The 15,096-nt window shown below is 69.0% G+C and carries 3 protein-coding genes (1 of these 3 only partly in view); all 3 read right to left on the reverse strand.

Annotated features, from left to right (window positions below):
- A protein-coding gene (locus PWF70_RS18855; protein WP_286352729.1) for a non-ribosomal peptide synthase/polyketide synthase crosses the window boundary here: on the reverse strand, positions 1-5,684 show its 5' portion. 36,379 nt of this gene lie to the left of the window's left edge; 5,684 of the gene's 42,063 nt are visible here — the first part of the coding sequence; the start codon lies at positions 5,682-5,684; the stop codon falls past the left edge of the window.
- Between the two features lie 58 nt (positions 5,685-5,742).
- Positions 5,743-13,878: a non-ribosomal peptide synthetase gene (locus PWF70_RS18860; protein WP_286352730.1), complete on the reverse strand. Its 8,136-nt coding sequence runs from the start codon at positions 13,876-13,878 to the stop codon at positions 5,743-5,745.
- Positions 13,879-14,250: 372 nt separating this feature from the next.
- On the reverse strand, positions 14,251-15,060 hold the full coding sequence (locus PWF70_RS18865) for an ABC transporter permease (RefSeq protein ID WP_232283192.1): 810 nt from the start codon (positions 15,058-15,060) through the stop codon (positions 14,251-14,253).
- Positions 15,061-15,096: the final 36 nt, after the last annotated feature.

The following is a 15,096-nucleotide window of genomic DNA, read 5'->3' on the forward strand; positions in this document are numbered from 1 at the left end:
CCCACACCGGTGGCGTCCCCGATGACCTGTTGCGGTGCGCCGTCGATCGACGGGAACACCGTGCGGAGCACTTCTTGACGCTCGACGACGTCGACCATCGCGGCACGCAGCGCGGCGAGGTCGAGCTTGCCGCGCAGGCGCAGGGCGATCGGGATGTTGTAGGCCGCCGAGCTGGTGTCGAACTGGTTGATGAACCAGATGCGTTGCTGCGCATAGGACAGCGGGATCTCATCCGGGCGCGGGCGCACCGCGGTCACCGGCGGGAGGCCGGGTACGCGGTCGGCGACACGCTGTGCGAGCTCACGCACGCTCGGTGCGTCGAAGAGGTCGCGGACGCTGACCTCGACGCCGAGCGCCGCACCGGCGCGGGCCGCAACCCGCATCGCGGCCAGGGAGTTGCCGCCGAGATCGAAGAAGGAGTCGACGACCGACACCCGCTCGACCCCGAGGACCTCGGCGACGACAGCTGCCAGGGCCTGCTCGGCCGGTGTCGTCGGCTCGACGATCTCGGACTCGGACACGGTGGGCGCCGGCAGCGCGCGCCGGTCGACCTTGCCGGAGGCGTTACGGGGCATCTCGTCGAGGACGACCCACAGTGTCGGGCGCAGGTGGGTGAGCAACCGTTCCGCGGCGAAGGCGCGGACCGTGTCGACGTCCACGGTGTCGCCCGGATGGCCCGTCAGGTAGGCGACGAGCGCATCACCCGCGGAGGTGGTGGTCACCGCGGTAGCAGCGGCGACCACGCCCGGCGCGGCGGACAGGACTGCCTCGGTCTCGCCGAGTTCGATGCGCTGTCCGTGGATCTTGACCTGGAAGTCGGCTCGGCCGAGATACTCGAGTTCACCGTCGGCGCGCCAGCGTGCGAGGTCGCCGGTCCGGTACAACCGCGAGCCCGCTGGGCCGGCCGGGTCGGCGACGAACGCCTGGGCGGTCAGCGCCTGAGCGCCGGCATACCCGCGGGCCATCTGCGCGCCACCCAGGTACAGCTCGCCGGGAACGCCGGGCGGCACCGGGCGGAGGCGGTTGTCGAGGACCCGGGCCGTCACGCCCGGCGCCGGGCGGCCGATGGTGACGACCTCGACCGGTTCGACCAGGGGCCGGATCGTCGCGTCCACCGTCATCTCGGTCGGCCCGTACTGGTTGACGACCACCGCGTGCGGGGCGGCCGCGAGCGTCTGCTGCGTCACCGCGGGGGTGAGTGACTCACCGCCGGTGAAGATCTGACGCACCGAGGACAGACCGGTGGCGGGATCGAAGCTCTCGTCGAGGAACACCGCGAGCAGCGATGGCACGAACTGAACGGAGGTGACCCGCTCGTCGGCGATGACGCGGGCGAGATGCGCCGGATCACGGTGGCCGTCGGGTGCTGCGACCACGGCGGTGGCGCCCGCGACGAACGGCCAGAACAGCTCCCAGACCGAGGCGTCGAAGGTGTAGGGGGTCTTCACCAGCACCCGTTCGTCCGCCGGGTCACCGGTGTAGGCCCCGAACCAGGACAGCATGTCGTGCAGGCCCCGGTGGGTGACCGTCACACCCTTGGGCTGTCCGGTCGAGCCCGAGGTGAACAGCGTGTAGACCGGGTGCCCGGCGCGCAGCGCCACCGGACGATCCGCGGGGGTGAGGGGAGCCGACGCAGCGGTCGCGAGCGCGTCGAGATCGACGGTGACGAAGGTTTCCGGAACGGTGGACGCGGCCTCGGCCCAGCTCGGACGTGCCCCGGCGACGATCACCGTCGACGCACCGGACAGCGCCAGCTGCCGGCGGACGACCTCGGCCGGCGCCTCCGGGTCGATCGGCACGTAGGTTCCGCCGGCGAGCACGATCCCGTGGATCGCAACGAGCATCTCGACCGACCGCGGAACGGCAACCGCGACCGCCACATCCGGCCCGACACCCTGCTCGAGCAGTCGTCGTGCGAACGCGTGGACCAGCGCACCGTACTCGGCATGGTCGTAGGTGCGCCCGCCCGCGCGGACGGCGGGGCGGGAAGCGTTGCGGGCGAACGAGTCCGCCAGCGCATCCGCGACCGTGACGACCTGCCCGGGACCGGCGTCGGTGTCAGCCGCACCGACCCATCGTTCGATCGCCTCGTGCTCGGCCGAGGTCATCAGCTCGGCGTCGCCGACAGGCGCATCCGGGTCCGCGGTCAGGGCGTCGAGAAGGCGGACGAACCGATCGGCGAACAGGCGCACCGATTCCGCGTCGTACAGGTCGGTCGCATAGAGCACGGAGCCCTGCCAGTTGTCGCCGTTGTCGGCGATGCCGACGGTCAGGTCGACGCGCGCGGAGAGTTCGTCCGGTTCGGCCGGGGTCACGGCCAGGCCGCCGGCCTCGTCGATCGTCCCCCCGCCGATCGTCAGCGTCTGCGAGGCCAGGTCGGCGATGGCCGACTGGTCGAAGGCGAGCCACACCTGCGCGAGGGGCGCGTAGGCCTCGGTGCGCAGCGGGTTCACCCGTTCGACGACCGCCTCGAAGGGGATGTCCGCGTTCGCGAAGGCCTCGAGATCGGTGCGGCGGACGTCGTCGAGCAGCTGGCCGAAGCCGGCCGAGGAGTCGACTCCGGTCCGGAGGACCAACGTGTTGACGAACATCCCGACCATCGGGTCGAGGATCGACTGGCCACGACCGGCGATCGGCGTTCCGACGGTGATGTCCTCGGTCGCGGACAGGCGCGAGAGCAACACCGCGAGCGCCGCATGCGCGACCATGAACGGGGTCAGCCCGCGATCGCGGGCCAGACGCGCAACGCGCTCCGAGACCTCCTGCGGCACACTGAATTCGACGCGTGCACCGCGCTGTGAGGCCACGGCCGGACGTGGGCGGTCGGTGGGCAGCTCGAGCACGTCGGGCGCGCCGTCGAGTTGCCGCGCCCAGTACTGGAGCTGTGCCCCGATGAGCGAGGAGTCGTCGGTGGCGGCGCCGAACACCCGACGCTGCCACAGCGCGACGTCGGCCATCTGGACCGGCAGCGGTTCGAACGCGGGCGCACGCCCGGCGACCCGTGCGGTGTATGCGGTGATCAGGTCGGTCACCAGCGGCGCCAGGGATTCGCCGTCGCACGAGATGTGGTGCACCACGATCCCGAGGACCGCCTCGGTGCTTGAGATCCGGGAGAAGCCGACGCGCACCGGCAGTTCCGCGACCAGGTCGAACCCGCCGAGCATCACGTGCGGCAGCGCCGCTTGCGGCACCTCGCGCCAGTCGAGCATCGCAGCCGCTGCCGACGGCTCGTGGACGAGCTGATAGGCGTCGCCGTCGGCTTCGGGATAGGTGGTCCGCAGGACCTCGTGGCGCGTCATGACGTCGAGCAACGCCGCACGCAGCGCGTCGGCGTCCACGTCGCCCGACAGCCGCAGGACCATCGGGATGTTGTAGGCGGGCGAGGCCGGGTCGAACCGGTTGATGAACCACATGCGCTGCTGTGCAAGCGACAGCGGGATGCGGTCCGGACGGTCGGCGACGGGCTCGATCGGGGGCAACCCCGGGCGCTTCGACGCCGCGGCCAGTGCGAGGTCGCGAACCGTCGGGGCATCGAAGAGGTCACGGACGGTGAGGTCGACGCCGAGCGTCTCCGCGGCGCGGCCGACGATGCGGGCGGCCAGCAGCGAGTTGCCACCGACGTCGAAGACCGACTCCAGAACGCTGATGTCCTCGAGTCCGAGCACCTCCGCGAAGATGTCCCGCAGGGCTGCCTCGGTGTCGTTGTCGGGCGCGACGAACTCGGTCGTCGACGCCAGCACCGGCCGCGGCAGTGCGCCGCGATCGAGTTTGCCGTTCTGCGTCAGCGGCAGCCGCTCGACCGTCATGACGACGTCGGGGACCATGTACTCCGGCACCGTGGCCGCGACTCGGCGGCGCACGACCTGTTCATCGACCTCGGTGCCCTGCTCGGGAACCACGTAGGCGGCGAGGATCTCACCCCGGTCGGGCAGATCCACGACGTTCGCCGCACCCGCCGCGATCCCGTCGACACCGACGAGTGCGGCTTCGATCTCGCCGTACTCGATACGGAATCCGCGGAGCTGGACCTGGGCGTCCGAGCGCCCGAGGTACTCGATGTCCCCACCGACGCGACGCGCCAAATCGCCGGTCCGGTACATCCGGTCACCGGAGCCGTCGGGCGCGAACGGGTTCGCGACGAAACGGGTGGCGCTCAGTCCGGCTCGGCGCAGATAACCCTGCGCGAGTTGCGTTCCGGTGACGTACATCTCGCCGATGACGCCCTCGGGCACCGGCCGCAGCCGCGAGTCGAGGATGTGGATGTCCAGCGACGACAACGGCCGTCCGATGAACGACGCGTCACCCGCCGACACCGCGTCGCGGTCCAGGGCGCGGTAGCTGACATGCACCGTGGTCTCGGTGATGCCGTACATGTTGACCAGTTGCGCCGGATCGGCCGGGTTGTCGTCGAACCAGCGCCGGACCTGCTCGAAACTCAGCGCCTCGCCACCGAACACGATGTAGCGCAGCGCAAACGCGGCCTGCTTCTGCCGCTGGGCGGTGATGAGCTGGTAGAAGGCCGACGGCGTCTGGCTCAGCACCGTGACCCGCTCGGTCTCGAGCAGCTCGACGAAGGCGTCCGGATCGCGCGTGGTGTCCTGGTCGACCACGACGACGCGCCCGCCGGTGACCAGCGGTCCCCAGATCTCCCAGACCGAGAAGTCGAACGCGTAGGAGTGGAACAGCGTCCACACGTCGTCCGGACCGAACGAGAACTCCTCCGCCGCGGCCTTCATCAGCGCGACGACCTCGTGATGCGAGACGACGACGCCCTTCGGCCGGCCCGTCGAACCCGAGGTGTAGATCAGGTAGGCCGGCAGCCGCTCGTCGAGGGCCTCCCCCGCTCCCTGAGGAGCCCCGGAGCTTGCGGAGGGGCGTGCCTCCTCTGCTCCCTGAGGAGCCCCGGAGCTTGCGGAGGGGCGTCTCGAAGGGTCCGCCCCCGCTGCCGGGAACTCCCCGGCTGCCAACTCCTCGGGCGCCGCGAACCGCACGTCGATGACGTCCCACGCCGCGGCGAGTTCCGCGTCGGCGAGCACCAGCAGCGGCGCGGCGTCGTCGATGATCGACTGCGCGCGCGCAACCGGCTGGGAGCGGTCGAGAGGCAGGTACGCCGCCCCGGTCTTGAGGACGGCGAGCAGGGCCACGATCAGCTCGGCACGGCGCGCGAGCGCGACACCTACGAGGCGACCCGGACCTGCGCCGATGGCGCGGAGTGCGCCGGCCAGCACCTCGGACCGCTCGTCGAGCTCGCGATAGGACAGTACGGTGCCGGTCGCGTCGCTGACCGCGGGCCGGTCGGCGTGGCGGGCCACCGCGGAACGGACGAGACCGGGCAGTGAGCCGAGGTCGGTGCTGCCGATCAGCTCCAGGGCCCGCTCTCGGATCAGCCCGATCGCGCGCCGGGTGGCGTCGGCGATCTCCGCGGGTGCGCGGCCGGCGGCGGCCTCGGTCTGGGTGACCCCGGCGCCGACGGCTGCCTCGGTGTCGAGCCCCTGGGCGACGAAGATCTGGGCCGTAGCCGAGACCCGTGCGTACAGCTCACCGAAGGTGACCGGACCGGACGCCGCCTCGTAGGCGGTCTCGGAGGGTGCGACGCCGGCCGAGAAGGCGATCAGGTGCAATGTCGAAGGCCGCGAGCCCCAGGTGAGAGAGATGTTGGAGGCCGTTGAATCGACATCGGTCACGTCTGAGTCATTCCTTTGGTCGACTGCACTGCTTCGTTCCCGCGGGACCCGCCTCCGGTCACGGCGCGCCATCCAGAACCCGGAGGGCGTTGGTGCGGAGCTCTCCCAGTACGTCACCGAGTGCGTCGGGCCCCGACACCGCGAGGCCGGGCAACAAGCTCATCAGCGCGGTGGTGAGGGCAGAGTCCGGGTCAGGGAGTGCGGCAGCCATCGCATCACTGATCGACGACAGCACCGTGAACGTTACCTGCGCATCCTGATGTGCGGCCGCGATGGCGTCGGGCGCGGCGGCCGTGGCCCGGGCGACCAGATCGGGGAGCGCGACCGCGAGTTCGGCGCCGGCGATCTCATCGGCCGCCACCTGCTCGGCGGCGGTCGCGATGTCGATGTCACCCACCAGCACCTGCGGGTTCTCCGACACCTCCTCGAGGACGCGCAGATAGCGCTGCGCATAGGTCTCGACCGTGCTCTTGGTGAAGATGTCGGCGGCGTAGATCAACTGGCCCGTCATTGAATCAGCGTCCTTTGCTGCCGGTGCACCGAAATCGTCCGGGAACAACGTGAGCTGGAGATCCACCTTGGCTGGGGTCAACTGCTCGGATACCGGGGAAATCGTCATCGAGTCCATGTCGAGCGAGGGGATGGTGAAGTTCTGGTAGGCGAACATCACCTGATAGATCGGACTGTAACTGGTGGGCGGAGAGGAGAGAACAGATGACACGATCGTATCGAACGCGATTTCGGCGTTCGCCATGTCGGCCAGATCCTCGTCGCGGACACGCTGCAGGAGCTCGGCGAACTTCTCCTCGTCCTGCAGCCGCGAGCGCAGGGCCAGCGTGTTGACGAACATCCCGACCACGCCGTCGAGCTCGGGCTGACCCCGCCCGGCGAACGGCGTGCCGATCACGATGTCGCGCTGGGTGGTCAGCCGGCTCAGCAACACCACCAGTGCGGTCTGCATCACCATGAACAGCGTCGCGTTGTGCTGGCGCGCGACCGCCTCGAGTTTGCGTACCAGGCCGCCGTCGATGTCGAAGCGCACCTCCTCGCCGACGAAGGACGGCGTCCGCGGGCGGGGACGGTCGGTCGGCAACTCCAGCCGGGCCGGCGCGTTGTGGAGCCGGTCGGCCCAATAGGCGAGCTGTCGGTCCGCCTCGGTCGTCCCGTCGGGCCCGGGGACGGCAAGGGCCTCCTGCTGCCACAGCGTGTAGTCCAGGTACTGGACCGCGAGCGGCTGCCACTCCGGCCGGCGGCCGGCCACCCTCGCCGAATAGGCGGTCATGACATCGGTGGCCAGTGGCAGCATCGAGGCGCCGTCCGCGGTGATGTGATGCACGACGAAGACCAGGATGTGCTCGGTCTCGGTGAGCCGCAGCAACATCATCCGCAGCGGCGGTGCGACCGTGACGTCGAAGCCGCGGCCGGTGAACTCGGCGATCACCGGAACCGGATCGGCGTCGACGTCGACGACGCTGCGCTCGAGCAGATCCAGCGCGGCGTCTCGGTCGAGCACGAGCTGGATCGGCTCACCGTCGACGAGCGGATAGCGCGTCCGCATCGACTCGTGACGGTCGATGAGGTCCTCGATGGCGCCACCGATCGCGTCGGTGTCCAACTGTCCCGACAGTCGCAACGCCATCGCGACGTTGTAGGCGGGCGACGCCGGATCGGCGCGGTTGATCAGCCACATCCCGCGCTGCACGGCCGACAGCGGCGCGCGGTCCCCATGCGTGCGAGCCGACAGACGTGGCCGGCGCGAGGGAGTTCCGTGGTCGCTGGCGAACGTCGCCATCGCGCGCACCGACGGTGCACCGAACACCGCGGCGACGGGGATGTCGACCTCGAGGTCGGCCGACAACCGGGCGGCGACCTTGGTCGCGCTCAGCGAGTTCCCGCCGAGGTCGAAGAACGACTCGGCCACGCTGATCCGATCCACGCCCAGGACATCGGCGAAGACCCGCGCGACGATCCGTTCGGTCTCCGTGCTCGCCGGCACGAATTCGGCGGTCTCGATCACCGGCGCGGGCAACGCCTTTCGATCGACCTTGCCCGCCGAGTTGAGCGGCATGCTCGGCAACGGCATCCAGATCGTCGGCACCATGAACTCCGGCACGGTTCCGGTCAGATGCGACTGCGCCTCGGCCGGGGTGACGGAGTCGGGCGAGTAGTAGGCCACGAGACTCTGTCCGGCAGCGAGGTCGGCGACGGTGACCGCCGTGTGGACGATGCCCGGCACCGACATCAGCGCCGACTCGATCTCGCCGAGCTCGAGGCGCTGACCCCGGAGCTTGACCTGGAAGTCGTTGCGGCCCAGATATTCGATCTCTCCGGCGGGGCTCCATTTACCGAGATCGCCGGTGCGGTAGAGCCGCGACCCGGCCGAACCGTACGGGTCGGCCACGAAGCGTTCAGCGGTGAGCCGGCCCTGCGAGACGTATCCGCGCGCCAGTTGGAAGCCGCCGAGATAGATCTCGCCGGGCACGCCGACCGGGAGCGGACGCAGCCGGTGGTCGAGGACGTGGATCGTCGTGTTGGGCACCGGTCGCCCGATCGGTACGACCGTCTCCGAACCGCGGACGTTGTGCTCGGTGACGTCGACCGCGGCCTCGGTGGGCCCGTACAGATTGTGCAACCCGACGGCGGGCAGCGCGGTGCGCAGGCCACTCGCGGTCGAGGCGGTCAATGCCTCCCCCGAGGTGAACACCTGACGCAACGAGCTCAGTTCGGCCAGCCGGTCCGCACCGACGACGTCGAGGAAGGTCGACAGCATGGACGGCACGAAATGCAGTGTGGTCACGTCCGCGTCCTGGATGATGTCCACGAGGTACGACGGATCCCCGTGCCCGCCGGGCTCGGCGACCACCAGCCGAGATCCGGAGATGAAGGGCCAGAACAGCTCCCACACCGACACATCGAAGGTCACCGGCGTCTTCTGCAGCACCACGTCGCGCTGGGTGAGCGTGTAGTGCTCCTGCATCCAGTCGAGGCGGTTGACGATCGCGCGATGGGACACGACGACACCCTTGGGGCGTCCGGTCGACCCGGACGTGAAGATCGTGTACGCGGCGTTCTCCGGACCGAGCGGCCCGCAACGCTCGGTCGAGGCGAGCGGTGCCGCGTCCGAGTCGACCTCGGCCGCGGCGTCGACCACGGTGACCGTGACGCGGTCGGCGAGGTCGTCGACCACGGCGGGGCGGGGCCCCGGTCCGACGAGTACGCGCCGGGTACCGGCGGTCTCGAGCATGTAGTCGGCGCGGTCGACCGGCGCCTCGGTGTCGAGCGGCACGTACTGACCACCTGCCAGCACGATGGCGTGCACCGCGACGAGTAGTTCCACCGAGCGCGGAATGCACACGGCCACCGCGACATCCGGACCGACGCCGTCGGCGATCAGCTGGCGGGCCAGAGCCGTTGCGCGGAGAGCGAATTCGCCGTAGGTGACTTCGCGGTCGGCGAAGACCAGTGCGACCGCCTCGGGGTCCTGTCGGTACCCGGTCAGCAGCGCGGCGGACAGATCCGGCGCGGACAGTTCGAGTGGGGCACCACGCGACCAGCCCCGGGCCGTGTCCACCTCGGCCTCGGGGAACGCGAAGAGATCGTCGACGCGCAGCGCCTGTCCGGCGTCGTCACGCTCGAGCGAGCCGGCGATCGTGCCCAGCACGTCGTGGAGGTAGCGCGCGAACCGTTCGATCGTCGGCTCGTCGAAGAGATCGCGGGCATAGCCGAACGCCACCGAGATCTGCCCGGCGTGGTCGCCGGAGTCGGCGTATTCGACGACGCTGAGCGACAGGTCGTATTTGGCGAACGGGGCCCGCGCGTCGATGAGGCTGATTCCGGCCTCGTCCTCGAAGAGCCGCTCGACCTGATCGTGCTGCATCACCAGCTCGACCTGGAAGAGCGGCGAATGCGCCGTGGAGCGGCGTGCGCCCACCGCGTCGACGACCTGCTCGAAGGGGACGTCGGCGTTGCTGAGCGCTTGCGCGCGAGTGTGATTGGCCTCGTTGAGAAGGCTGGTGAGATCGGTGTCGGGGTGTACGCGGGTGCGCAGCACGAGCGTGTTGACGAACATGCCGATCAGGTCGGTGAGCTCCGGCTCGTCCCGCCCGGCGATCGCCGTGCCGATGGCCACGTCGTCGCTGCCGCTGAGACGCGACAGCATCACCGCGAGAGCTGCGTGGAAGATCGCGAAGACGGTCACCCCGTGGTGGGCGGCAACCGCGTGCAGCCGGGCGACGGTGTCGGCGTCGAGCATCGTGTCGACGTAGCCGCCCGCGCCGGACGGCCGGATGGGACGCGCCCGGTCGGTGGGCAGCGAGATGAGTTCGGGCATGCCCGCCAGTTCGGTGCGCCAGAAGTCCAGCTGGGCCGACATCAGCGATGATTCGTCGGAGGCCTCGCCGAGGACGTCGCGTTGCCACAGTGCGTAGTCGGCGTACTGCACCGGCAGCGGACGCCAGGCGGGTGGCCGGCCGGCGAGCCGGGCGGCGTAGGCCGTCAGGACGTCGGTGATCAGCGGTCCGAGCGAGGCGCCGTCGCCGACGATGTGGTGCATGACCACGACCAGGACGTGATCGAGCGTTCCGTCGGTCGACACGGCGCGGAAAAGTCGTGCGCGGACCGGATATTCGTAGTTCAGGTCGAAGCCGGTCACGGCGAAGTCGGCGAGCCTGCGCTCGGTATCCGCCGGTGCGACGTCGACCACGTCGAACAACCGGGCCGCGGCGGCGGCCTCGGCCGAATGGATGAACTGGAAGGTCTCGCCGTCCTCGTCGGGGAACGTGGTCCGCAGCGGCTCGTGACGGGCGATGACGTCGTCGATCGCACCGGCCAGCGCGGCCGCGTCGACGTCGGCGCCGAGCCGTACCGCGCCGGGGATGTTGTACGCCGCCGACGTCGGGTCGAGCCGGTTGATAAACCACAGGCGACGCTGGCTGAACGCCAACGGGATCCGGTCCGGACGTGGCAGCGGCCGGAGCTCCGGACGGCGCGTGGCGGCGTCGTCGGCCACCGGCGTCGCCACGCGGATGATGTCGCCGAGGCTCTGGCTCTCGAAGACGTTGGCCAGCTTGATGTCGAGGCCGGCGACGGTACGCAGCCGCGACGCCAGCCGGGCCGCGGTCAGCGAATCCGCACCGAGCGCGAAGATGTTGTCCTGCAACCCGATCGGCTCGATGTCGAGCAGCTCTTCGACGATCGCGACGACTTCGCGTTCCCGCAGGGTCGAGGGCGGGACATAGGCCACCTTCTCGTCGCGCGCGAACACCGGGGCGGGCAGCGCCTGCCGGTTGAGTTTTCCGTTCGCGGTGAGGGGCAGCTCGTCGATCAGCATCACGACGTCGGGCACCATGTATCCCGGCACGTGGGCGCGGACCTGTTCCCGGATGAGGGATTCGTCCAGCCCGCCACCGGTTTCGGTGACCGCGTAGCCGATCAGCTTCGCCCCACCGGCCGACGCGGCGTCGGTGACGACGGCGGCCGCCGCCGCCACTCCGTCGACGGCCCGCAGAGCCGATTCGACCTCGCCGAGTTCGACCCGGAATCCCCGCAGCTGCACCTGGGTGTCGGCACGCCCCAGGTATTGGACGTCGGTACCGATACGCCGGCCGAGATCGCCGGTTCGGTACATCCGCTCACCGGTGCCGTGCAGGTCCGCGACGAACCGGGTGGCCGAGAGAGCGCGGCGGTTGCGATATCCGCGCGCGAGTTGCCCACCGACGACGTAGATCTCGCCGACGGCGCCCTCGGGCACCGGGTGCAGGCGGTTGTCGAGCACCCGCAGGCCCAGCGAGTTCAGCGGACGACCGATGAGACTGGCGCTCTCCCCGCGCACGAGGTCGGGGTCGAGCGGACGGTAGGTGACGTGAACCGTCGTCTCGGTGATGCCGTACATGTTGACGAGTTCGATCTCGTCGCCGAACGACTCGTACCAGTTGTGCACCTCGTCGAAGCGCAGCTCCTCGCCGCCGAAAACGATGTAGCGCAACGCCAGTGGCGTCCCGGTACGGCGACGGACGTCGGCCACGATGCTGAACGCCGACGGCGTCAGCGATGCCACCGTGATCTCCTCGTCGGCGAGCAATTGCAGGAACTCGGCCGGGGCCCGGGCGACCATACGGTCGACCATCACGGCCCGTCCGCCGGTGAGCAGCGGACCGAAGATCTCCCACACGGAGAAGTCGAAGGCATAGGAGTGGAAGACCGACCACACGTCCTCGGGCGTGAAATCGAAGTCGGCCGACGCTGCGTCGAGCAGCGTGGCCACGTTGCGATGCACGATCTCGACGCCCTTGGGCGCCCCGGTCGACCCGGAGGTGTAGATGACGTAGGCCGTCGCCTCCGGAGTCGCGGGTCCACGCGGCGCCGGGAGCGCGGAGACCTCGGGTGTCTCGGCCTCGGCGAGGAGCGCTCCGGTCTCGACGACCTCGCACTCCCCTGCCCATCCGGGCGCCTCGCCGTCGGAGACGACCAGGCACGCCGGGGCGGCGTCATCGACGATGTAGCGCAGACGCTCCTCCGGGTTGCCGGTGTCCAGCGGCAGATACCCGGCACCCGCCTTCAGCACGGCGAGCAGAACGACCACGAGGCTCGTGTCACGCGCGGTGGCGACCCCGACCAGATCGCCGGCTCCGACGCCACGGGCACGCAACGATCGCGCCATCGCATCCGAACGGGTCGCGAGTTCGGCGTAGCTGAGCGTCGCGCCGTCGGCATCGGAGACCGCTCCCCGGTGACGGTGGGCGGTCGCGACCTCGTCGAACATCTCCACCAGGGTCGGCGTCGTCGGCCGCGGTAGCGGCTGCGGCAGGGAGTCGAGGAGCCGGTGATCGGAGTCGGCGAGCAGATCGACATCGGCGACGGGGGTGTCGAGTGCCCCGGCCGAGAGGAACCGGTCGAGGAACGTCAGGAACCGCCGATGCAGCCCGTCGAGTTCACCGTGCGAGTAGAGGTGCGGGTTTCCGTGCAGGTCGACGACGAGCGGCGCCCCGGGGCTCGACTGATACAGGTTGATCAGGAGGTCCTCGAGGATGCCCGACGTGAGGATTCGGTACTCCATGTCGGTGCCGTCGATGGCGACCTGCTCGTCGAAGAACACCATGTTGATGGTGGGTCCGAAGGAGACCGAACTCTGGTCGAGACCGGCGTCGCGGCGGATGTCGTCGGAGCGGTACCGCTGGTGCCGCAGGGCACCGGTCAGTTCGAGCTGCGCGGTCTGGATCAGCTCGCGGACCGACTTCGACGAGACCTCGCGCAACCGGATCGGCAGGATGTTGGACACCATGCCGCCGGAGATCTTGATCTTCGCGGTGGCCCGCCCGGTGACCGGAAGGCTGAGGACGATGTCGTCGTGGTTGCTCATGCGTGCCAGGAACGCACCGAACGCAGAGGTCATCAGGACTGCCAGGGAACTGTTCAGCTCGCCGGCGAGGGCCTCGTACCGGCGCTGCCGATCCGGGCCCAGGGCGGCACTGGCGACCACGTTGTCGAAGGACAGCGAACCGGTGGTGCCGACCTTCGACAGCGTCACCCGCTCCGGCAGGTCCGCGACGCGTTCGAGCCAGTGCGCGCGGTCGGTCTCCCGGCGGGTGCTGCCCTGATAGGACTCCTCGTAGGCGACTATCTCGGCCATCGAGGCCGGCAGCTTGTCGCGCGGTTCCTCGCCCCGGCGGAGGGCGTTGTAGCGATCGACAGTGCGACGCATGATCGACAGGGCGGCGTACCCGTCGATGATGATGTGGTGGGCACGGTTGTACCAGAACGTGCGATCGTCAGAGATCAGCAGGATCGAGACGATGATGAACTGGTCGGTCAGGAGGTCGACCGGTTGCCGGTACTCGGCCTGCATCCACTGCATCGCCGCCGCGACCGGATCGGGTTCGGAGCGGAAGTCCAGGATGTCGACGGACTGGTCGAAGTCGACGTCGACGTACTGCATGGGGATTCCGTCGATCTCGGTCAGACGGACGAACGGCGACTCGACGAGTTTGCCCACCTCGACACAGCACTGGGCGAAGAGCTCGACATCCAGTCCGCCCGGCGCATGGCGGATGTCCACGTACTGAGCGATGTTGACCGAGTACTCGGACGACAGCGACTCGGCGAACCACATGCCGCGCTGCGCCGCGGTGAGCGGAAGGACCTGAATGGTCTCGTCCACCTCACCCGGCGTATCCGCACGGTAATCGGCGATTGCCACGTCCTCTGAACTCTCCCTCGCTAGTCCTGCAGTCGATTAGACCTCACGACACTGCTGTTAGTAATCGTTCAGACCCTCCACATCGGACGCCGACACAGAATCTCCATGCTATTTCACGCGAGGGGGTCTCATGAAATCGGGATGCGGGGCCAGCCTCTGAGAATGCCATCGCCGTACCCGCCTTCCTTGTTACGCGCCGCGGCGTGTCCGAGCCCGGCGAGACGACCGCACCCGGCGAGCGCCGCACTCGGCCCATAGGCCGCTGGCCAGCGTTAATGAGCTCGCGTCCGATGGCGGGGCGGTCCGCGTCGGCGGGGCTGAAGCCATACCGAGCGTCATTCGTTACCCGGACGCCACTGGATCGGTTCGCGATCATCGGTCCCTTGCGGCTTTTCGATAACCGCGAAGAGCTGGATAAATGGAAATGACCAGAATCACCACGGTCCAAACCGCGACTTTCACCAGGTTCTCGGCGAGCGGACCACCCGCTGCCAGCGCGCGCATGGACTCGATGGCTGGCGACATGGGTTGATTCTCAACTATCGGCTGAAGCCAGGTCGGGTAGGCACTTACTGGGGAAAATCCCGAGTTGAAGAACATCAGTAGGCTCGAGACCAAGCCAAGATACGGCACGATCGGGGCGCCCGGCCGTGCACTGACTGCAAGCGCAAGGGTGAGAGTCGCGAACGCGGCGCCGTAGGCTAGCGCGACCAGTATCAAACCGACCGCAGATCCAAACCCCTGAGTGAAGCGGAAGCCGATCAAGTGCCCGGCGGCCAGAAGAATGACAGTCGTGACGAGAATCCGAGCCAACTCGGAGGCCACCCGAGACGTCAGGTCGGCGGCGCGGTGGATCGGCAACACGAACAGCCGTGCGAGCAAGCCGGTGGACCGTTCCCGGTTCAAGCGAGTCGCAGACGCGATTGAGCCGAACATAGCTCCGACAAGTATCACCAGCGGCACCGTTCCGTAAGCACTGTTCTGACCGGTAGCGGACCCGATTGCGTCTCCCAGGACGACTTTGAACATGACCATGCTCAGCGCCGGGAACACGAGCGCTTGAACCAGCGTCGGCTTGTCGCGAACGAACACTACGATCTGTCTTCCGGCCAACGGAATGCTCTGCCGCCACAACGCACGTAGCGAAGACTCCGCAGGGACATTGGTTGGCACGCGCGCGATAAATCCGCCTTGCGGGCGCTCCGACTTGTCGTCCGT

The organism is Gordonia sp. Swx-4, from assembly GCF_030316175.1.
GTDB classification, from domain to species: domain Bacteria; phylum Actinomycetota; class Actinomycetes; order Mycobacteriales; family Mycobacteriaceae; genus Gordonia; species Gordonia alkanivorans.